The organism is Mycobacterium sp. NGS67, from assembly GCF_059812185.1.
Genome location: NZ_JCALCF010000014.1, coordinates 120007 through 139874 on the forward strand (window position 1 = coordinate 120007; position 19868 = coordinate 139874).

Annotated in this window: 18 protein-coding genes; 3 read left to right on the top strand and 15 right to left on the bottom strand. The window is 67.1% G+C overall.

Annotation, left to right across the window (positions count from 1 at the left end):
• Positions 1-20: 20 nt before the first annotated feature.
• Positions 21-317 carry an HNH endonuclease signature motif containing protein gene (locus tag AC5Y4D_RS15490; RefSeq protein ID WP_500037573.1) on the top strand — a complete coding sequence of 99 codons (297 nt, stop codon included), beginning with the start codon at positions 21-23 and terminating at the stop codon, positions 315-317.
• Between the two features lie 12 nt (positions 318-329).
• Here the strand turns inward: AC5Y4D_RS15490 and AC5Y4D_RS15495 are convergent, their stop codons facing one another.
• Positions 330-2378 carry an NAD(+) synthase gene (locus AC5Y4D_RS15495; protein ID WP_499946449.1) on the bottom strand — a complete coding sequence of 683 codons (2049 nt, stop codon included), beginning with the start codon at positions 2376-2378 and terminating at the stop codon, positions 330-332.
• 100 nt (positions 2379-2478) lie between these two features.
• Between AC5Y4D_RS15495 and AC5Y4D_RS15500 the strand changes: the two genes are divergently transcribed.
• Entirely contained in the window at positions 2479-3312 is an 834-nt protein-coding gene (locus tag AC5Y4D_RS15500; RefSeq protein WP_499946450.1) for an NAD-dependent protein deacetylase, read from the top strand.
• Here the strand turns inward: AC5Y4D_RS15500 and AC5Y4D_RS15505 are convergent.
• Both AC5Y4D_RS15505 and AC5Y4D_RS15510 read right to left on the bottom strand, forming a co-directional pair.
• The gene (locus AC5Y4D_RS15505; RefSeq protein WP_499946451.1) at positions 3296-3460 is read right to left on the bottom strand and encodes a hypothetical protein; all 165 of its coding nucleotides are present in this window, start codon (positions 3458-3460) and stop codon (positions 3296-3298) included. The genes AC5Y4D_RS15500 and AC5Y4D_RS15505 overlap by 17 nt on opposite strands.
• Before the next feature lie 110 nt (positions 3461-3570).
• Complete coding sequence (locus AC5Y4D_RS15510; protein ID WP_499946452.1) at positions 3571-4836, bottom strand: cytochrome P450; 1266 nt, start codon at positions 4834-4836, stop codon at positions 3571-3573.
• A gap of 84 nt (positions 4837-4920) precedes the next feature.
• Here AC5Y4D_RS15510 and AC5Y4D_RS15515 point away from each other — a divergent pair, with 84 nt between their 5' ends.
• Entirely contained in the window at positions 4921-5565 is a 645-nt protein-coding gene (locus AC5Y4D_RS15515; protein ID WP_499946453.1) for a TetR/AcrR family transcriptional regulator, read from the top strand.
• A 4-nt stretch (positions 5566-5569) separates the two neighbouring features.
• On the opposite strand, the gene proB is transcribed toward AC5Y4D_RS15515, so the two are convergent.
• The 12 genes from proB to AC5Y4D_RS15575 all read right to left on the bottom strand — a co-directional run bounded on the left by proB (position 5570) and on the right by AC5Y4D_RS15575 (position 19845).
• A complete protein-coding gene (gene proB / locus AC5Y4D_RS15520) occupies positions 5570-6685 on the bottom strand; it encodes a glutamate 5-kinase (RefSeq protein ID WP_499946454.1) in 1116 nt (371 codons plus the stop codon).
• Positions 6682-8124: a GTPase ObgE gene (gene obgE, locus AC5Y4D_RS15525; protein WP_499946455.1), complete on the bottom strand. Its 1443-nt coding sequence runs from the start codon at positions 8122-8124 to the stop codon at positions 6682-6684. Before obgE ends, proB begins: the two co-directional genes overlap by 4 nt.
• Before the next feature lie 45 nt (positions 8125-8169).
• The gene (rpmA, locus tag AC5Y4D_RS15530; protein ID WP_499946456.1) at positions 8170-8427 is read right to left on the bottom strand and encodes a 50S ribosomal protein L27; all 258 of its coding nucleotides are present in this window, start codon (positions 8425-8427) and stop codon (positions 8170-8172) included.
• A gap of 12 nt (positions 8428-8439) precedes the next feature.
• Positions 8440-8751, bottom strand: a complete 312-nt coding sequence (rplU, locus tag AC5Y4D_RS15535) for a 50S ribosomal protein L21 (protein ID WP_499946457.1) — start codon at positions 8749-8751, stop codon at positions 8440-8442.
• Between the two features lie 178 nt (positions 8752-8929).
• A complete protein-coding gene (gene rne / locus AC5Y4D_RS15540; RefSeq protein ID WP_500037567.1) occupies positions 8930-11878 on the bottom strand; it encodes a ribonuclease E in 2949 nt (982 codons plus the stop codon).
• A gap of 305 nt (positions 11879-12183) precedes the next feature.
• On the bottom strand, positions 12184-12594 hold the full coding sequence (gene ndk / locus AC5Y4D_RS15545; RefSeq protein WP_499946459.1) for a nucleoside-diphosphate kinase: 411 nt from the start codon (positions 12592-12594) through the stop codon (positions 12184-12186).
• 34 nt (positions 12595-12628) lie between these two features.
• The gene (locus tag AC5Y4D_RS15550) at positions 12629-13003 is read right to left on the bottom strand and encodes a DUF4233 domain-containing protein (RefSeq protein ID WP_500037568.1); all 375 of its coding nucleotides are present in this window, start codon (positions 13001-13003) and stop codon (positions 12629-12631) included.
• A complete protein-coding gene (gene folC, locus AC5Y4D_RS15555) occupies positions 13000-14442 on the bottom strand; it encodes a bifunctional tetrahydrofolate synthase/dihydrofolate synthase (protein WP_500037569.1) in 1443 nt (480 codons plus the stop codon). Before folC ends, AC5Y4D_RS15550 begins: the two co-directional genes overlap by 4 nt.
• Positions 14439-17090 (bottom strand): valine--tRNA ligase, encoded by a 2652-nt coding sequence (locus AC5Y4D_RS15560; protein ID WP_500037570.1) that lies wholly within the window; start codon positions 17088-17090, stop codon positions 14439-14441. The genes folC and AC5Y4D_RS15560 overlap by 4 nt, the downstream gene beginning before the upstream one ends.
• A gap of 69 nt (positions 17091-17159) precedes the next feature.
• Positions 17160-17798 (bottom strand): LysM peptidoglycan-binding domain-containing protein, encoded by a 639-nt coding sequence (locus AC5Y4D_RS15565; RefSeq protein ID WP_500037571.1) that lies wholly within the window; start codon positions 17796-17798, stop codon positions 17160-17162.
• Between the two features lie 143 nt (positions 17799-17941).
• The gene (locus tag AC5Y4D_RS15570) at positions 17942-18532 is read right to left on the bottom strand and encodes a DUF937 domain-containing protein (RefSeq protein WP_499992148.1); all 591 of its coding nucleotides are present in this window, start codon (positions 18530-18532) and stop codon (positions 17942-17944) included.
• A gap of 56 nt (positions 18533-18588) precedes the next feature.
• Complete coding sequence (locus AC5Y4D_RS15575) at positions 18589-19845, bottom strand: saccharopine dehydrogenase family protein (RefSeq protein WP_500037572.1); 1257 nt, start codon at positions 19843-19845, stop codon at positions 18589-18591.
• Positions 19846-19868 lie beyond the last annotated feature (23 nt).

A 19868-nucleotide genomic window follows, 5' to 3' on the forward strand; every position in this document is an offset into this window, starting at 1 on the left:
CCTCACCGGCCCAGCGGATCATGCTCTGCGCCAAAGATCTCGGCTGCACCAGACCCGGCTGCGACGCCCCGGCCTACCACTCCGAAGTCCACCACGTCACCGCCTGGCGCAAAACCGGCCGCACCGACATCAACGACCTCACCCTGGCCTGTGGCCCCGACAACCGGCTAGCCGAAAAAGGCTGGACCACCCGCACCAACACCCAAGGCCACACCGAATGGATCCCACCAGCACACCTCGACCACGGCCAACCACGGATCAACACCTTCCACCACCCCGAGAAACTGCTGATACCCGACGACGACGAAGACCCGTAGCCCGGGACGGGATCAGTCCTGCGGGATCTCGCGCTCGATCTCGTCGAGCCAGATACGCGCGGACATGTCCGACGGCGCCCGCCAGTCACCTCGCGGGGAGAGCGAACCGCCGTGAGAAACCTTGGGGCCGTTGGGCAATGCCGACCGTTTGAACTGGCTGAACGAGTAGAACCGTTTGACGAACACCTGCAACCAGTGCCGGATGTCGCTCAGCGAATAGGCCGGTCGGTTGTCTTCCGGGAAGCCGGGTGGCCAGCTGCCGCTGTCCGGGTCGCTCCACGCGTGCCAGGCCAGGAAGGCGATCTTCGACGGTGTGAAGCCGTAGCGCAACACCTGGAACAACGAGAAGTCTTGCAGCGCATAGGGTCCGACTTTGGCTTCGCTGCTCTGCAGTTCCTCTTCCTCACCGGCCGGAACCAGTTCCGGGGTGATCTCGGTGTCGACGACCGACTGCAACACGTCGGTCACTTCCTTCTCGAACTGGTCGGAGGAGATGACCCAGCGGATCAGATGCTGAATCAGCGTCTTGGGCACCCCGCCGTTGACGTTGTAATGCGACATCTGATCTCCGACACCGTAAGTCGACCATCCCAGTGCCAGCTCCGAAAGATCACCCGTGCCCAGCACGATGCCGCCGCGCTGGTTGGCCAACCGGAACAGGTAGTCGGTGCGTAACCCCGCCTGGACGTTCTCGAAGGTGACGTCGTACACCTTCTCGCCGCGCGCGAACGGATGCCCGATCTCCTCGAACATCCGGTTGGCGGTCTCGCGAATGTCGATCTCCTCGAAGGTGATACCCAGCGCCTCACCCAACTTGATCGCGTTGTTCTTGGTGTGATCGCCGGTGGCGAAGCCCGGCAGGGTGAAGCCCAGAATGTCGCTACGTGGACGCCCCTCCTGGTCCATCGCTTTGGCCGCCACGATCAACGCGTGCGTCGAGTCCAGCCCACCGGACACGCCGATGATGACTTTGGGATAGTCCAGCGCGCGCAGCCGCTGCTCGAGCCCGGCCACCTGGATGTTGTAGGCCTCGTAGCAATCCTGTTCCAACCGTTCCCGATTCGCCGGGACGAACGGGAACCGCTCGACGTTGCGCAGCAGCCCGATGTCACGGTCCGGCGGGTCGAGCCGAAACTCGATGCGCCGGAACGGATCCGTAGCCGTCCGGTGGTGGCGACGATTGTCGTCGAAAGTGCCCATCCGGAGCCGCTCGGAACGCAGCAATCCGGTGTCGACGTCGGCGACCGAACGTCGCTCGCCCTTCGGGAAACGCTCCGAGCAGGCCAGCTGGGTACCGTTCTCCCAGATCATCGTCTGACCGTCCCAAGCCAGGTCCGTCGTCGACTCGCCTTCGCCCGCGGCGGCGTACACATAGGCGGCCAGACAGCGTGCCGACGCCGACCGGGCAAGCAGGCAGCGGTCCTCGGCCCTGCCGATGGTGATCGGGCTGCCGGACAGATTGGCCAGCACGGTCGCTCCCGCCAGCGCCGCTTCGGCACTGGGCGGCACCGGGACGAACATGTCCTCACAGATCTCGACGTGCAGCACGAAGTCCGGCAGGTCCGACGCGCTGAAGAGCAGATCGGGGCCGAACGGGACTTCCACGTCGAGCGCGGGGATGCGGATCGTGCCCCGCTCGCCGTCCCCGGGAGCGATCTGGCGGTGCTCGTAGAACTCCCGATAAGTCGGCAGGTACGACTTCGGCACCACCCCGAGCACCGAACCGCGGTGGATGACCACCGCGGTGTTGTAGATGCGGTGCAGATGCCGCAGCGGCGCGCCGACGACCAGGACGGGCAACAGTCCGGCCGACGCGGCGACCAGCTCCTGCAACGCTGCTTCGACGGAGTCGAGCAGAGCATCCTGCAGCAGGATGTCCTCGATGGAGTAACCGGTCAGCGTCAGCTCGGGAAAGATCGCCAGCGCGACGCCCTCGTCGTGGCAGCTGTGCGCCAGTCCCAATACCGACTCGGCGTTGGCCGCCGGGTCGCCGATGGTGGTGTGGTGCGTGCACGCCGCGACGCGCACGAATCCGTGCTGGTATGCGGAGTAGAAGCTCATCGCCGTCCATTGTCGCTTGGCAGGGTCTTCCCGCCGAATTACCCCCGCACCCCGCGGGCAAAACGATCTGGCGCGAACCAGCACGCTTACCCTCGAAGAAGTGGAGTCCCCCGAGCTCGTCGCGACCCTGGCCGGGCGCCGGATTGCGGTGCTGACCGGCGCCGGACTCTCCACCGACTCCGGCATCCCCGACTACCGGGGACCCGACTCGCCGCCCAGCAACCCGATGACGATCCGGCAGTTCATCTCCGACCCGGTGTTCCGGCAGCGGTACTGGGCGCGCAACCACGTGGGTTGGCGACACATGGACGGGACTCGCCCGAACGCGGGCCACCGTGCCCTGGCCATGTTGGAACAGGCGGGCGTGGTCGTCGGCGTCATCACGCAGAACGTCGACCTGTTGCACACCAAAGCCGGCAGCACCAACGTGGTGAACCTGCACGGCAGCTATGCCCAGGTCGTGTGCCTGGGCTGCGGTCACACCATGAGCCGCGCCGCGCTGGCCGAGGAACTCGAAGCGCTGAACCCGGGTTTCATCGAGCGCGCCGAGGCCGTTGGCGGGCTGGCGGTGGCACCCGACGCGGACGCCGTCGTCGCCGACACCGCGTCGTTCCGGTATCTGGACTGTCGAAAGTGCGGCGACATGCTCAAGCCCGACATCGTCTACTTCGGCGAGAGCGTCCCTAAAAACATTGTTGCGCAGGCTTATTCGATGGTGAATGAAGCCGATGCGCTGTTGGTCGCGGGTTCGTCGCTGACCGTGTTCTCCGGCTACCGATTCGTGCGCCACGCCGCAACGGCCGGCAAGCCGGTGGCGATCGTCAACCGGGGCCCCACCCGCGGCGACGACCTGGCGACGGTCAAAGTCGACGGCGGCTGTTCAGAGATCTTGAGCCTGTTGGCCGCCGAACTGACGGTCAGCGCGCCCTTCTGACCTCGGCGACGAACTGCCGGCCGAAGTTGTCGACCACCTGCCAGGAGTTGGGGCCGATGACCCTGGGGTACCCGAGGTTGCGAACGGCCAGCCGAGCGTCGGTCTCGTGCCGAATGTTGTCTACCCGCAAGCCGTTTGATGTCGTCAAAGCCCACATGATGTCCTCCGTGTTTTCGCGTCGTTGTCGATGCGAAAAGCATTTCGGAGGTGCCTATGCGGATCCTCAACGAATTCTTGGCGCGCTCAGGCGCCGGAAATTCAGAAGGTGCAGGGCAAGCGCCGGATGGCGTGGATGAAATTGCCGACCACGAAGGACGGCTCCCCAGCCTGGATGTCGGGAACCTGCCGGAGCAATTCGCCGAACAGCGCCCGTAGTTGCGCTCGTGCCACGTGGGCGCCGAGGCAGAAGTGCACACCACCGCCGCCGAAGCCGACATGCGGATTGGGACTGCGGCTGAGGTCCAGACGTTCCGGTTCGTCGAAGACTTCGCGATCCCAGTTGCCGGAGGCGTAGAACATCGCCACCTTCTCCCCCGCCCGGATGGTCTGCCCGCCCAGCTCGAAATCCGTTGCCGCGGTGCGCCGGAACGTCATCACCGGGGTGGCCCATCGGATGAACTCTTCGATCGCCGTCCCGTTGCGGTTCTCGAAATCGGCTTGTAGCCAAGCTTTTTGGTCGGGGAAGTCGGTCAGCGCCTTCAGCGCGTGGCTGGCGGTCTGACGGGTGGTGTCATTGCCGGCCACGGCCAACAGGACGAAGAATGCGGCGACCTCCGCATCGGTGAGCCGGTCGCCGTCCACCTCGGCGTTCACCAGCCCGCTGAACAGATCGTCGCCGGGCTGCTCGCGCCGCTGCGCGGCCAGCGATCCGGCCACCTGGTGCAGATAGATCTGGTTCTGGACGAGCAGCTCCAGCGGGTTGCGGCCGTCGAGGAACTCCGGGTCGGCCCACGACACCACGGCATCGGCGGCGTGCGCCACCTGGTGCCGCTCGGAGTCGGGAATCCCCATCATGTCCGACAGGGTGCGTATCGGTAATTCCTTGGCGCAGATGTCGACGAAGTCCGCGCCGCTGCCCGCGTCCCGCAGTTCTGCGACGATCACCTCGGCGTTGTGCTGGATCGAGTCTTCGATGCGGCGGACCTGTCGCGGTGTGAAGGCCGCGCTGACGAGCTTGCGCAGTTTGGTGTGCCGTGGCGGATCCATCGCCAGGAAGGATTGGGAGGCTTCCAGGAGTTCTTCGGGGATGTCGGCGAACATCACGCCTTTGCCGGACAGGAATACCTCGTTGTTGCGGCTCACCGTGACGATGTCAGCCCGACGGGTGACCGCCCAATAGCCCGGATCGGCCGGGTTCTCGATCAGGTCGCCCTCGACCGGTGGCTGCCAGCTGACCGGGCGTTCAGCCCGCAGGGTGGCGAAGGAGCGTTCTCGTTCCGCGGCGGTCTTCGACCAGAACGCTTTGGACGACAGGTCGACCGCGTCATACGGGCGGGCTTCGGCGGTCTGCGCGGATGTGTTCATGGTTGGCGATCCTTCCGTTGGCCCGACGATATGCCTAGACATATTGTCTAGTCAAGACGTCCACGCTTCGGTTATGCTCGACGGATGCCGGCCGTTACCCGCAGATCCCAGGGCAATCGCCAACAGGAGCGTCAGCAGCGCCAAGAACAGATGGAACGCCGCCTGCTGGAAGCCACCGAACGCCTGATGCGCGACGGCACCAGCTTCACCGAGCTCAGCGTGGACCGCCTGGCGACCGAGGCCGGCATCTCCCGCGCCAGCTTCTACATCTACTTCCAGGACAAGGGCGATCTGCTGCGCCAGCTCGCCGGCCAGGTCCTCAGTGACCTGACCAGCAGCGGGGAACGCTGGTGGGACGTGGCCTGGCGGCACAATCCCGACGACGCGCGCGCGGCGATAACCGGCATCATCGCCAGCTTCCGTCGTCACCAACCCGTGCTCATCGCCCTCAACGAGGTCTCCGGTTACGACCCCGCCACCGCGCAGGCCTACCGGGATCTGTTGGACGACATCATCGGGCGCCTGACCCGGGTCATCGAAGAAGGCCAGGCCGACGGGTCGATCCGGCCCCAGCTGCACGCGACTACCACCGCGAGCGCCCTGACCTGGATGGTCGAGCGGGCCTGCCACCAGAACCTGCCGGCCCGGCCAGCCGAGTACGACACGGAGCTGGCCGCGACGTTGACCGAGATAGTGTGGGGCTCACTGTATTTGCAAGCTTCCCAGTGACTTCTCAATGCCGTTGCACGGCTACCAGGTCATCGGCGTGCACCACCGGCCGGCGTGACTCCCCGGGCAATTCCGAGGTGGACCGTCCGATCATGCCGGCCAGCTCGACCGCGTCGTAGGCGACCACGCCGCGGGCCACGACAGCGCCTGCGGGATCGCACAATTCGACGACGTCGCCGCCGTAGAACTTGCCCGACACCGCGGTGATGCCCGCGGGCAGCAGCGAACGGCGTTGTCCGACAACGGCGCTCACCGCGCCGGCGTCCAGGGACAGGGTCCCGGTGGACTCGGCGGCATAACGCACCCAGAACCGGCGCGCCGACATCCGGTCGGGCCGCGGCGCGAACACCGTGCCCACCGAGGCATCGGTGAGCGCGCGGGCGACTTCGGTTGCCGGAGCGAGCAACACCGGCAACCCGGCGTCGGCGGCCAGCAGCGCCGAGGACATCTTCGACGCCATCCCGCCGGTGCCCAGGTGACTGCTCTGCCCCGCGACCACACCGTCCAGATCGGCGGGTCCGGTCACTTCCGCAATGAACCTGGCGCCGGGGAACTTTCGCGGATCCGCATCATAGAGGCCGTCGATATCGGACAGCAGGACCAGCGCGTCGGCGCCGACCAGGTGCGCCACCAGCGCCGAAAGCCGGTCGTTGTCGCCGAACCGGATCTCGTTGGTGGCCACGGTGTCGTTCTCGTTGACGATCGCCACCGCGCGCAGCGCCCGCAACCGGTCCAGGGTGCGCTGGGCGTTGGTGTGCTGCACCCGCATCGAGATGTCGTGCGAGGTCAGCAGCACCTGTCCGACGGTCCGGTCATACCGGGCGAACGCCGCACTCCACGAGTTCACCAGCGCGACCTGCCCGACGCTGGCCGCGGCCTGTTTGGTCGCGAGATCCTTTGGGCGGCGGGATAATCCGAGCGGCTCGATACCGGCGGCGATGGCACCCGAGGACACGATGACCACGTCGGTGCCGGCCTTCATCCGCGTCTCGATGGCGTCGGTCAGTTCAGCCAGTCGACTGGCGTCGAACATGCCCGCGTCGGTGGTCAGCGCGGTGGTGCCGACCTTGACGACGATGCTGCGGGCGGTGCGGATCGCTTCCCGGTGCGGACTGGTCACGAGTCGTCGGGGCTCTCGCGACGTTGCCGTCGGGCCGCCTTGCGCTCGGCGGCGCCGATCCGGTCGTTACGTTCCAGCCGTGCGTCGGTTCCCCGGCCGGTCATCGGAACCTCAACGCCCGCAGGGGTTTGTGGCTCCCAGTCGAAGGTCATCTCGCCGATCGTCACCGCGCAGCCGGGGCGGGCACCCAGGCGCAGCAGTTCGTCCTCCACGCCCAGGCGGGCCAGTCGGTCGGCGAGATATCCGACGGCTTCGTCGTTGTCGAAATTGGTCTGCCGGATCCAGCGTTCGGGTCGCGCGCCGGTCACCAGGAAGCCGCCCTGGCCGTCGGGTTCCACCGTGAAACCGCTGTCGTCCACCGGAATCGGACGGATCACCGGACGTCGCGGCACCACAACGGGGCGGGCAGCGTTGTACTCCGAAACCATCTGCCACAGCCCGAAGATCAACGGCTGCAAGCCTTCCCGGGTGGCCGTCGACACCAGGAACACCGGCCAGCCGCGCTCGGCGATCTCGTCGCGGACGAACTCGGCCATCTCGCGAGCCTCGGGCACGTCGATCTTGTTCAATACCACCGCCCGCGGCCGCTCGGCCAGATCGCCCAGCACCGCGTCGCCCTGCAGGGTGGGCGTGTAGGCCGCGAGTTCGGCCTCCAGCGCGTCGATGTCGGAGATCGGGTCGCGGCCCGGCTCGGCCGTGGCGCAGTCCACCACATGAACCAGGACCGCGCAGCGCTCGATGTGCCGCAGGAAGTCCAGGCCCAGACCGCGGCCCTCGGACGCACCGGGGATCAGGCCCGGCACGTCGGCGACGGTGAACGCATGCTCGCCGGCGGAGACCACACCGAGGTTGGGCACCAGCGTGGTGAACGGGTAGTCGGCGATTTTCGGCTTGGCCGCGGAGATGACCGACACCAGGGAGGACTTTCCGGCCGAGGGGAACCCGACCAGCCCGACGTCGGCGACCGTCTTGAGTTCCAGCGTCAGGTCGCGCGCCTGGCCGGGCTCGCCCAGCAGCGCGAAACCGGGCGCCTTGCGGGCGCGCGAGGCCAGCGCGGCGTTGCCCAGCCCCCCGCGGCCACCGGCGGCGGCCTCGAACCGGGTACCGGCGCCGACCAGGTCGGCCAGCAGCCGACCGTTCTCGTCCAGCACCACGGTGCCGTCGGGCACCTTGACTTCCAGGTCCGCGCCGGCGGCGCCGTCGCGATTGTTGCCCATCCCCTGCTTGCCGGACGGCGCGGTGACATGCGGGCGGAAATGGAAGTCCAGCAGGGTGTGCACCTGCGGGTCGACCACGAAGACGACGCTGCCGCCGCGCCCGCCGTTACCGCCGTCGGGGCCACCCAGCGGCTTGAATTTCTCGCGGTGCACCGATGCGCAGCCGTTGCCGCCCGAACCCGCCCGGGTGTGGATGACGACCCGATCGACGAATCGAGGCATCGAAATTCCTCTCACAGTCCCTGGTCAGCCCAAGGACGGCGGAGCTTAGTCGGAAGGCCCGACGATGCTCACGGTCTTGCGGCCGCCCTTGACGCCGAACTGGACCGCCCCGGCCGCCTTGGCGAACAGGGTGTCGTCGCCGCCGCGGCCCACGTTGACGCCGGGGTGGAACTTGGTGCCGCGCTGGCGGACCAGGATCTCGCCGGCCTTGACGACCTGGCCGCCGAACCGCTTGACACCGAGCCGCTGAGCTGCCGAATCCCGACCGTTGCGCGAGCTGGAAGCGCCCTTCTTGTGTGCCATTGTCTGTCGCCCCTAGTTGATGCCGGTGACCTTGAGAACCGTCAGCTGCTGACGGTGCCCTTGGCGCTTGTGGTAGCCGGTCTTGTTCTTGAACTTGTGGATACGGATCTTCGGGCCCTTGGTGTGCTCGAGCACCTCACCGGTGACCGCAACCTTGGCCAGCGCGCTGGCGTCGGAGGTCACGTCGGCGCCGTCGACGACCAGCGCGACCGGCAGCGACACCTGGGCGCCGGGCTCGGACTCCAGCTTCTCGACCTTGACGACGTCCCCGACGGCAACCTTGTACTGCTTACCGCCGGTCTTGACGATTGCGTAGGTCGCCATCGGTGTACTCCTGCCTCTTCTGCCTGCGTTGTGCTCGCGCGCGTGCCAACGACGGTGCGCGGTGGGTGGTCTTGGTGCGGGCTATTGCGTCCCGCTGTCGCCGGCCAGCGTTTCCCGTGGCCTGACGACAACTGTCCAAGGGTACGTGACCAGCGGGTACAGGGTCAAACCGGCCCGGCTAGTCGACGTGCGTGGGCGGACCCGCCGGCCTGCCCGCCGCCCGGCGCCGGCGTGACGCCGCCGGTGCGACGATGACGGACGCACGATCGATGCCCGCCACGGCGCTGATCACCTCGTCTTGATCAGGTACGACGTCGATGTCCTCGACGTCGTCATCTTCGTCCTCGTCATCGCTGTCGTCGTCGCTGTCATCGCTGTCATCGCTGTCGACGTCGTCGACGTCATCGCTGTCGTCGCTGTCGTCGCTGTCGTCTTCGTCGCTGTCGTCGAGATCCTCGTCGTCGAGTTCGTCCACGTCCTCGTCGCCGTCATCGTCGTCGTCATCGTCGTCGTCGAGGTCCTCGTCGTCGAGTTCGTCCACGTCGTCGGTGTCTTCGTCCCCGTCTTCGTCCTCGTCAGCGTCCTCGTCGGCGTCCTCGAAGTCTTGGGCAGCGTCGCCCTCATCGGTCTGCGCGGGAAGCCGCTCTGCGGTCGCCTCGTCGGCCTCGGGGGTCACCTCTTCGTCGGTCTCGGCACTTTCGTCGTCGTCACGCGACGACGCGGCCATCGCTTTGAACATCGGGTGCTCACCCGGCGCGTGCGTCGGGACCTTGGCCACGACGGCCTTCTCGGCGGAATCGTCGGACCGGTTCTTCTTCGAGCGTCGGTTGCGCCGGGAGCTGGACTCCGTCTTGCGCCCGGCCGCCGGAGCCGAGTCGACCGGGTCGGCGTGCAGCAGGATCCCGCGGCCGGTGCAGTTCGGACACGATGTCGAGAACGCCTCGATCAGGCCGGTGCCCAACCGTTTACGGGTCAACTGCACCAGCCCCAGCGACGTCACCTCCGACACCTGATGGCGGGTGCGGTCGCGGGCCAAGGACTCGGTCAGCCGCCGCAGCACCAGGTCACGGTTGGACTCGAGGACCATGTCGATGAAGTCGATGACGACGATGCCGCCGATGTCGCGCAACCTCAGCTGGCGCACGATCTCCTCGGCGGCCTCCAGGTTGTTCTTGGTGACGGTCTGTTCCAGGTTGCCCCCGGACCCGGTGAACTTGCCGGTGTTGACGTCGATGACCGTCATCGCTTCGGTCCGGTCGATCACCAGCGTGCCGCCCGACGGCAACCACACCTTGCGGTCCATCGCCTTGGCGAGCTGTTCGTCGATACGGTGCACCGCGAACACGTCCGGTCCGCTCTCGTCCGCGGGTTCGTATTTGTCGAGCTTGGAAACCAGGTCGGGCGCAACGGAATTCACGTACTCGTTGATCGTGGCCCAGGCCTCGTCCCCGGACACGATCAACGACGAGAAGTCCTCGTTGAACAAGTCCCGGATGACCTTCACCAGCACGTCCGGTTCTTCGTAGAGCGCCACCGCGGCGCCGGCGGCTTTCTGCTTGGTCTCGGCGGCCTTGGCGTCGATCTGATTCCAGCGTTCCTGCAGCCGGGTGACGTCACCACGGATGTCGTCTTCCTTGACGCCCTCCGAAGCGGTTCGGATGATGACGCCGGCGTCGGACGGGACCACCTCGCGCAGGATCTCCTTGAGGCGTTGGCGTTCGGTGTCGGGCAACTTGCGGCTGATCCCGGTCGACGACGCACCGGGCACGTAGACCAGGTAGCGCCCCGCCAGCGACACCTGCGTGGTCAGTCGGGCGCCCTTGTGTCCGACCGGGTCCTTGCTGACCTGAACCACGACGTAGTCGCCGGGTTTGAGGGCCTGCTCGATCTTGCGGTCCGCGCCGCCCAGTCCGGCAGCCTCCCAATTCACTTCGCCGGCGTAGAGCACGCCGTTGCGGCCGCGGCCGATGTCGACGAACGCCGCCTCCATCGACGGCAGCACGTTCTGCACGATGCCCAGATAGATGTTGCCGACCAGCGAGGCGGACGCCGCCGACGTCACGAAGTGCTCGACCACGATGCCGTCTTCGAGCACCGCGATCTGGGTGTAGCGAGCCCCTGGGTGCGGCGGCTCGGTGCGGACCCGGTCGCGCACGACCATGACCCGCTCGACGGCCTCACGCCGGGCAAGGAACTCAGCCTCGCTCAATACCGGTGGCCGACGGCGGCCCGCATCGCGCCCGTCCCGGCGCCGCTGCCGCTTGGCTTCCAGACGCGTGGAGCCGTCGATTCCTTTGATCTCGCCGGAACCGGACTCGCCGTTGTCCTGGCCCTGCCTGCCGCCGTTGCGAGGTGCACGCTCGTGCACGACGGTGTTCGGCGGATCGTCGGGCGACGGTCCGTCGTCGCCGTCCTCACCGGACGTGGACTTGCGCCGACGCCGCCGACGCCGCCGACGGTTGCCGCCGTCGGCTGAACCGTTTTCGTCGTCGCCGTCGTCGCTGTCGTCGTTGTCGTCGGAGTCCTGACCCTGATCGGAGTCGTCGCCGTCGGCCGCACGCTGCTCGCCACCGGGCGCGGCGTCACCGTTCTGGCTGTCGGCGGGACCGTCGGGACCCGCCTGCTCACCGCGGCCGCGTCCGCGACCGCGCCGGCCCCGGCGGCGGCGTTTGTTGGCAGGGCGATCGGCCTGCTCCTCGTCTTCGCCGGAACCGTCGTCGTCCACGTCGTCGTCGGAGTCGTCCTGAGCCCCGGACCCCTCGTCGGCGGCGACCGCGACCCGCTCCGGAATCGGCTGCGGCGCGACGAACAGCGGCATGTAGTGGGGTCGCTCGACGTCAGCTTCGCCGGATTCGAGCATCAACCGCGATTCGGGTTCCTCGGCAGTGGTCGCGGCCGACGTCTCGGTTTGGGCCGCCAGCAGGTCGCGGACCCGCACCGCGTCCACCTGGTCCACGCTGGAATGGGCGCTGCGGATCCGCCCGTCGAGTGCGGCCAACGCGTCAAGGACCCGCCTGCTGGTGGTCCCGAGCGTCCGCGCGAGGGAATGGACTCTCAGGCGGTCCGGCAGTTCCTCGTGCTGTGTCGGCTCGTTTGCTGATTCTGAAGATGGGGCACCGTCTACCACGTATTCTCCTCAAGCCCCCGGGCGCGTCGTCCTATCGACGCGGCCACGCGAGGGCTTCGCTATGGATCCGGCCACTTCTCCCGGACTTGTAATGGTCTCGCCCCGAGCGGCCCGGATCGGACCAACTCGGCGCCGTACTGAATGACGGCTTGACCTGCTGCGCCGCACCGCGGACTGGCGATGGTCGCGCTTGTCGAAGTCTTCATTCGGGTGACCGACGCCAGTTCGACGACGTTCACCCGACAGTCAGTATCCCACATCACTGGGCAGGCTCGACCGCGCCGTGCGAACGGGCGGTCCCGGAGCTAGATGTCGGGGAACCAGAGTTCGATCTCGCGGTGTGCCGATTCGGCCGAATCCGAGCCGTGCACGAGGTTGAACTGCGTTTCCAGGCCGAAGTCGCCCCTGATCGTGCCGGGGGTGGCCTTGTCCACCGGGTCGGTGCCACCGGCGAGCTGCCGAAACGCGGCGATCGCCCGAGGCCCTGTCACCACGGCGGCCACCACCGGCCCCGACGTGATGAACTCCAGCAGCGACCCGAAGAACGACTTGCCCTCGTGTTCGGCGTAGTGGCGTCGGGCCAGCTCCTCGCCGACGTTCCGGAGCTCCAAGGCGGCGATGGTCAGGCCCTTGCGCTCGATGCGGCTCAGTATCTCGCCGACCAACTGACGTTGTACGCCGTCGGGCTTGATCAGTACGAGAGTCCGTTCGGTCACGGTGCACAAGAGTAGATGGCGCAGGACCCAGTCGCTAATCCGGCGGCGGTTTCGAAGCTCGGACCTCGAGGCGCCGGCGCACCTCGGCGCGCAGATAAGCGATCAGCGACCACACTCCGACGAACAACAGTCCGACGAATCCGACGGCCGGATACACCAGGAACCCGGCGACCAGCGGCAGTTGGAAGCCCAGGTTGACCCACATCGCCCACGGCTTGCGCTGCACGCCGGCCAATAGGATGTACAGCGCGGCCAAACCGATCAGGTAGCTCAGCGATGCCGCACTCAGGCCGCCGCCGACGGCCCCTACGACCGGTATGGCCAGCAACACCACGATCGCTTCCAGGATGAGGGTGCCCGCCATCACCCCGGCGAAGCTCTTCCACGGGTCGGGAGCCGGCGCGGTCATTGCGGATCCCGGCCGAACAGCGTGCGCGCGGCCCCGGCGGTGACCACCGAGCCGGTGATGACGATGCCGGTGCCCGAGTACGCGTCGCTTTCCTCGGCGGCGGCGTCCACCAACGCTGTCGCGGCGTCGATGGCGTCGCGCATATTCGCGGCGGTGATCACCCGTTCGGGCCCGAACCGCTGCTGGGCCGCCAGGTCGAGCGTCTCGACGTCCAGCGCGCGCGGCGACCCGTTGTGGGTGACGACGACCGAGTCCAACACCGGTTCCAGCGCGGCCAGGATGCCGTCGACGTCTTTGTCGGCCATGACACTGAGCACCCCGATCAGCGTGCGGAAGTCGAATTCGTCGGACAGCGTTTGTGCCAGCGCGGCGGCTCCGGCCGGATTGTGCGCGGCATCGATGAATACCGTTGGGGCACTTCGCATTCGTTCCAGCCGGCCAGGGCTGGTGACGGCGGCGAAGCCGGCCCGGACGGCGTCGACGTCGAGTTGACGTTGCGCGCCGGCACCGAAGAAGGCTTCGACCGCGGCCAGCGCCAGCGCCGCGTTGTGGGCCTGATGTTCCCCGTGCAAGGGCAGGTAGATCTCGGAGTACACCCCGCCCAGGCCCTGCAGGGTCAGCACCTGGCCGCCGATGGCCACCTGCCGGTCCAGCACCGCGAATTCGGAATCCTGGCGGGCGACGGCCGCGTCGGCGCGCACCGACTGAGCCAACAACACCTCCATCGCCTCGGGCGCCTGTCGCCCGATCACCGCGACGGTGTCGGGCGCCCCGTCGGGTGCGCGGGTGATGATGCCCGCCTTCTCCCCGGCGATCCCGGCGATGTCGTGCCCGAGGTATTCGACGTGGTCGATGCCGATCGGGGTGATGACCGCCACCGGGGCGTTGACCACGTTGGTGGCGTCCCACGTACCGCCCATGCCTACCTCGACGACCGCGATGTCGACGGGCGCGTCGGCGAACGCCGCGAACGCCATCGCGGTCAGGACCTCGAACTTGCTCATGGCCGGGCCCCCGGCCTGTTCCGACTGCTGGTCGATCATCTGCACGAACGGCTCGATCTCCTGGTAGGTCGCCACATAGCGCGCGGGGCTGATCGGCTTGCCGTCGATGGAGATTCGCTCGACCGCGGACTGCAGATGCGGGCTGGTGGTGCGCCCGGTGCGCATCTGCAACGCGGTGAGCAGCGCGTCGACCATCCGGGCCACCGAGGTCTTGCCGTTGGTGCCGGCGATGTGGATCGAGGGATAGCTCAGCTGCGGCGAACCGAGTAGATCCATCAGAGCGCTGATCCGGGTCAGACTCGGCTCGATGCGGGTTTCCGGCCACCGCTGGTCCAGCAGGTGCTCGACCTGCAGCAGCGACGCGATCTCGTCGGGTGTCGGGGCCGGTTCCGCGATCTGTTCCGTCCAGTCCGGTCCGGAAGGCTCGGCGTTCACCGCAGCGTTGCCAATCGGGCGGTGATCCGGTCGGACTCTTCCTGCGCGAGTTGTCGGCGGGCCCGGATTTTGTCGACGACGGCTTCGGGCGCCTTGGCCAGGAAGTCCTGGTTGGCCAGCTTGGCGTCGGTGGAGGCCAGCTCCTTTTGCGCTGCGGCCAAGTCCTTTTCGAGGCGACGGCGTTCGGCCGCCACGTCGATGGTGCCGGAGGTGTCGAGTTCGACGACCACCGTGCCCGCACTCAGCCGCACCTCCAGCGAGGCCGACGCGGCGAAATCCGCACCCGGCTCGGTGAGCCAGGCCAGCGACGTCACGGCGGGCACCTGGTTGCTCAGATCGGCGTCTTCGACACCGACCAACCGTGCGGGCACCTTCTGCCGGTCCGCCAAGCCCTGATCGCTTCGGAACCTCCGCACCTCGGTCACCAGCTTCTGCATGTCGGTGATCCGTTGTGCGGCAACCGGATCCAGTGCAATACCGGAGGGCTGCGGCCAATCGGCTATTACCAGCGATTCCTGACCGGTCAATGCCTGCCACAACGTCTCGGTGATGAACGGGATCACCGGATGCAGCAACCTCAGCAGCGCGTCCAGCCCGACGGCCAGCACCGCGGTGGTGTGCGTAATACCCTGCGACAGCTGGGTTTTGGCGAGCTCCAGGTACCAGTCGCAGAATTCGTCCCAGGCGAAGTGGTAGAGCGTCTCGCAGGCCCGGCTGAACTCGTAGCTGTCGAAGGCCGAATCCACTTCGGCCCGGACCTCTTCCAGCCTGCCCAGGATCCAGCGGTCGGCGTCGGTGAGATGTTCTGCTGGGGGCAAGGGAGCCAAGGCGGCGCCGTTGAGCAGCGCGTAGCGGGTCGCGTTGAACAGCTTGGTGCCGAAGTTGCGCGACGCCCGCACGGCGTCCTCGCCGATCGCCAGGTCACCGCCGGGACTGGCACCGCGGGCCAGCGTGAACCGCAACGCATCCGCGCCGAACGTGTCGATCCAGTCCAGCGGGTCGATGACGTTGCCCTTGGACTTGCTCATCTTGCGGCCGAACTCGTCGCGAATCAGACCGTGCAGGAACACATCGGTGAACGGCACCTGCGGGGCACGGTTGCCGCGCAGCGTGATGATGTCGTCCTGGCCGACGAAAGTGCCGAACATCATCATCCGGGCCACCCAGAAGAACAGGATGTCGTAACCGGTGACCAGAACGCTTGTGGGGTAGAACTTTTCCAGCTCCGGCGTCTCTTCCGGCCAGCCCATCGTGGAGAACGGCCACAGCGCCGAGGAGAACCAGGTGTCCAGCACGTCGGGATCCTGCTCCCAGCCCTGCGGAGGCGTCTCGTCGGGCCCGACACATTTCTGCTCGCCGTCGGGCCCGTACCAGATCGGGATCCGATGACCCCACCACAGCTGCCGCGAGATGCACCAGTCGTGCATGTTGTCGACCCAGCCGAACCACCGCGGCTCCAGGCTGGCCGGATGAATCACGGTGTGGCCGTTGCGAACCGCGTCACCGGCGGCCTTGGCCATCGACTCGACCCGCACCCACCACTGCAGCGACAGCCGCGGTTCGATCGGCTCGCCGCTGCGCTCGGAATGCCCGACGCTGTGCAGATACGGTCGCTTCTCCTCGACCACCCGGCCCTGCGCCGCCAGCGCCTCGCGCACCGCGACGCGGGCCTCGAAGCGGTCCATGCCGTCGAATTGCGTCCCGGTGCCGTCGATCCGGCCTTTAGTGTCCATGATCGACGGCATCGGCAACTGGTGGCGCAGGCCGATCTCGAAGTCGTTGGGGTCGTGCGCGGGTGTGACTTTGACTGCGCCGGTGCCGAATTCGGGGTCGACGTGCTCGTCGGCGACGACGATCATGTCGCGGTCCACGAAGGGGTGCGGCAGCCTGGCACCGACCAGGTGACGGTAGCGCTCGTCGTCCGGGTGCACCGCTATCGCGGTGTCCCCCAACATGGTCTCGACCCTGGTAGTGGCGACCACGATGTGCGGTTCGGCGTCATGGAGCGAGCCATACCGGAACGACACTAACTCGCCTTCGACGTCCTGATAGTTGACCTCGAGGTCGGAGATGGCCGTCTCCAGCACAGGCGACCAGTTGACCAGTCGCTCGGCCTGATAGATCAGCCCGGCGTCGTAGAGCCGCTTGAAGATCGTGCGCACCGCACGCGACAGACCCTCGTCCATGGTGAACCGGTCGCGGCCCCAGTCGACACCGTCGCCGAGTCGGCGCATCTGCCCGCCGATCGCGCCGCCGGACTCGCGTTTCCAGTCCCACACCTTCTCGACGAACAACTCGCGGCCGAAGTCCTCTTTGGTCTTGCCGTCTACCGCGAGTTGCTTTTCCACCACGCTCTGGGTGGCGATGCCCGCGTGGTCCATTCCCGGCTGCCACAGCACCTCGTAACCCTGCATCCGCTTGCGGCGGGTTAGCGCATCCATCATGGTGTGTTCCAGCGCGTGACCCATGTGCAGAGTGCCCGTCACATTCGGTGGCGGCAGCACGATCGAGTAGCCGGGCTTGGTGCTGTGCGGGTCCGCGGCGAAGTAGCCGGCATCCAGCCACTTCTGATAGATGACGCCTTCCATCGCGGCCGGATCCCACGACTTGGGCAGCTGGTCGTCGGCGGGGCGGGGGCTGGCGGTCACCGGACAATTCTAGGAACCGCCAGCCACGCCGTCGCCCATGGGCCTGAATCCCGCAGGCCCGGCCAGGGGTCAGGGAATCGTCAGCACCTGACCCGGGTAGATCAGGTCGGGGTTGGGGATGTTGCTGGCGTCCGCGATCGCCTGGTACTTGCTGCCGTCGCCGTAGAAGCGCTCGGCGATTGCCCAGAGCGTGTCGCCGGACACGACGGTGTAGGTCCGCGCCGCGGGTTCCGGCGCAGGTTCTGGCGCCGCTTCGCCGACCGGCTCTGCCACCGCGCTCTGCTCCGGCGCGTCTGCACTCTTGTCGTCGAGATCCACAGCGGCCGGCTCTGCGGCAGCCGGCTCTGCGGCAGCCGGCGCGGGCGGCGGCGGTTGGTCGGTCTCCGTCTTGGTCGACCACGCCGCGCCGTCCGCGGCATACAGCACCAGATTGCGGTCGTCCTGCAGGACGAGTTTGACCTGCTTCTTGCCCTTGGTGTCGGAGTGCCACACCGGCTTGTCCGCGGTGTAGAGGACGAAGTTGCCGTCGCGCTGCACTTCGGCGCGCACCACCTCTTGTCCGTTGGTGGAGGTGGACCAGATCGCCCTACCCCAGACGGCGAGCACCAGATTGCCGTCATCCTGCAGGGTCAAGGTATAGGCCCCGTTGTTGGAGACCAATGACTCTCCCCGTACCAGCTTCTGTCCCTCAGTGAGCGTGTCTGACATGACTTTTCCTCTCCATCCCTGTCGATCCCGAGTACCGGCCACCCTGCGCGGCCGTTGCGGTCCTGGTGCCCCGAACTGGAAGTTACCGATCCCGTTACCGGCTAAACAGACTTGCGCTCAACGCAATCCTGTTGTCGCGCTGCTTATTTCTTGCCGCCGAGCAGGCCACCGAGGATGTCTCCGAGGCCGCCACCCTTGTTGCCCAGCACACTGCCGAGGATGCCGCCGAGCGACTTGTCGTGGCCGCCACCGCCCAGGATGCTGCCCAGGATGTCGCCCAGTCCCCCACCGGAAGTCTTCTGTTGCGAGGCACTGGTCTCGGCTGCACCACCGGAACCGAGCTGTTTTCCGATGTACGCCAACACGATTGGCAGGACGACCGGTAGCAGTTGTTTGAGCAGATCGCTGTTGCCGGCACCGCCGCTTGACAGCGCTGCTGCTACCTGATCGGTGTCCTTGCCGCCGAACAGTGTTGCTACGGCCTGGTGACCGTCATCCTCGTCGACCTGGTCGACCCCACCGCCGGCGTCGAGCAGGCCGCGAGCGGCGTGCCCGCTGGCGGCGGACTCTATCTTGCTGGCGTGCTCGGGATCTTGCGAGGTGTGTTGCAACCCGCTCAGCAGCACCGGCACCAGGGTATGAACCGCTTTGTCGACTTCGCCTTGATCGGCACCGAGTTTGGTGGCGATGTCCGTCGTGGGAATCTGCGCATAGAGGTCATCGAGCCCGGCCATCACTCTCCACCTTCGTTGCTGGTATCTACAGACGAGTCAATATCGACACTAGTCCGTCATGTCAATCGTTCGGTCTTCAGTGAGATACCCGCGCTCGGGAACCGCGCCAGCAGCGCATCGCCCATGGCCGCCGCCGGGGTCAGCACGCCGTGCAGGTCGGGAAGTTTGTCCCGGTCTTTGGCCAGCGCCAGGCCGCACTCGCCCAGCATCACCGAGGTCGCCTTGTAGCCGGGGTCGCCACGCTGTTCCATGCGGGCCACATAGCGCGCGCCCGAGGTCGTGGTGGTGTAGGTCTCGAGCTTGTAGTAGCCGCGCTCGCGGGACTTCGCGCTGGGACCGGTCCCGGGCTTCGGGACGACACGTTCCACCAACTTCTCCGGCAGCACGCTCAGGAAGCGACTACCCAGTCCGAACACGGCGTTGCTGGCCCCGGTGACCAGCGCCGACGCGACCGGCGCCAGGGGGGACGAACCGAGGTTGACGGTTTCGGCGTAGCGGAACTCGCGCCCGTAGGCCCAGTCCAGTAACGCGTTGCTGCGTCGCACGATTCGGGTGTTGTAGGGCGCCATCACGAACCCCGCAGTCCACAACCCGTTCAGCTCGGGGGCGATCCGGTTGCCACGGCGCAACGGCAGGTCGGGTTGCGGTCCGACATCGGGCTCCGCGTCGCGGTCGTCACTGAGCGTGTAGGGGTCCAGGAGCTGACGGCGCACGTCGGGATCGTTGGAAGCGGCACGCATCAGTTCCAACATCGACGCGATCGTGCCGCCGGAGAGGCCGCCGCGGAACGAGCGGACGACCAGGTTTGTGTCGGTCAAACCGCCGGCGTCGTCCTGGCTGGCGGCGCGGTGCAACGCGAAGACGGTCAGGTCGGAGGGCACCGAGTCGAAGCCGCAGGCGTGCACGATGCGGGCGCCGGTGTCGGCGGCCTGCTTGTGGTAGACGTCGATGCTCTCCCGGACGAAGTTGGCCTCACCGGTCAGGTCGGTGTAGTCGGTGCCGGCGGCGGCGCACGCAGCCACCAGCGGCAGCCCGTACTTGGTGTACGGACCCACGGTGGTAATCACGACGCGGGTTCGGGCGGCCATCTCCTCGAGCGTCGACTGGTCGGTGGCATCGGCTGAGACCAGCGAGAACGACTCCGCTGCTGCCCCGATGTCCTTGCGCACGGCGGCCAGGCGATCCTTCGACCTGCCGGCCAGCGCGATCCGCGCGTCCCCTCCGGCGCGGGCGAGGTATTCGGCGGTCAACTTGCCCACAAAGCCGGTTGCCCCATACAGGATGATGTCGAATTCGCGTGGCGTATCAGTCACTTACCCGACGCTACTACGGGCAT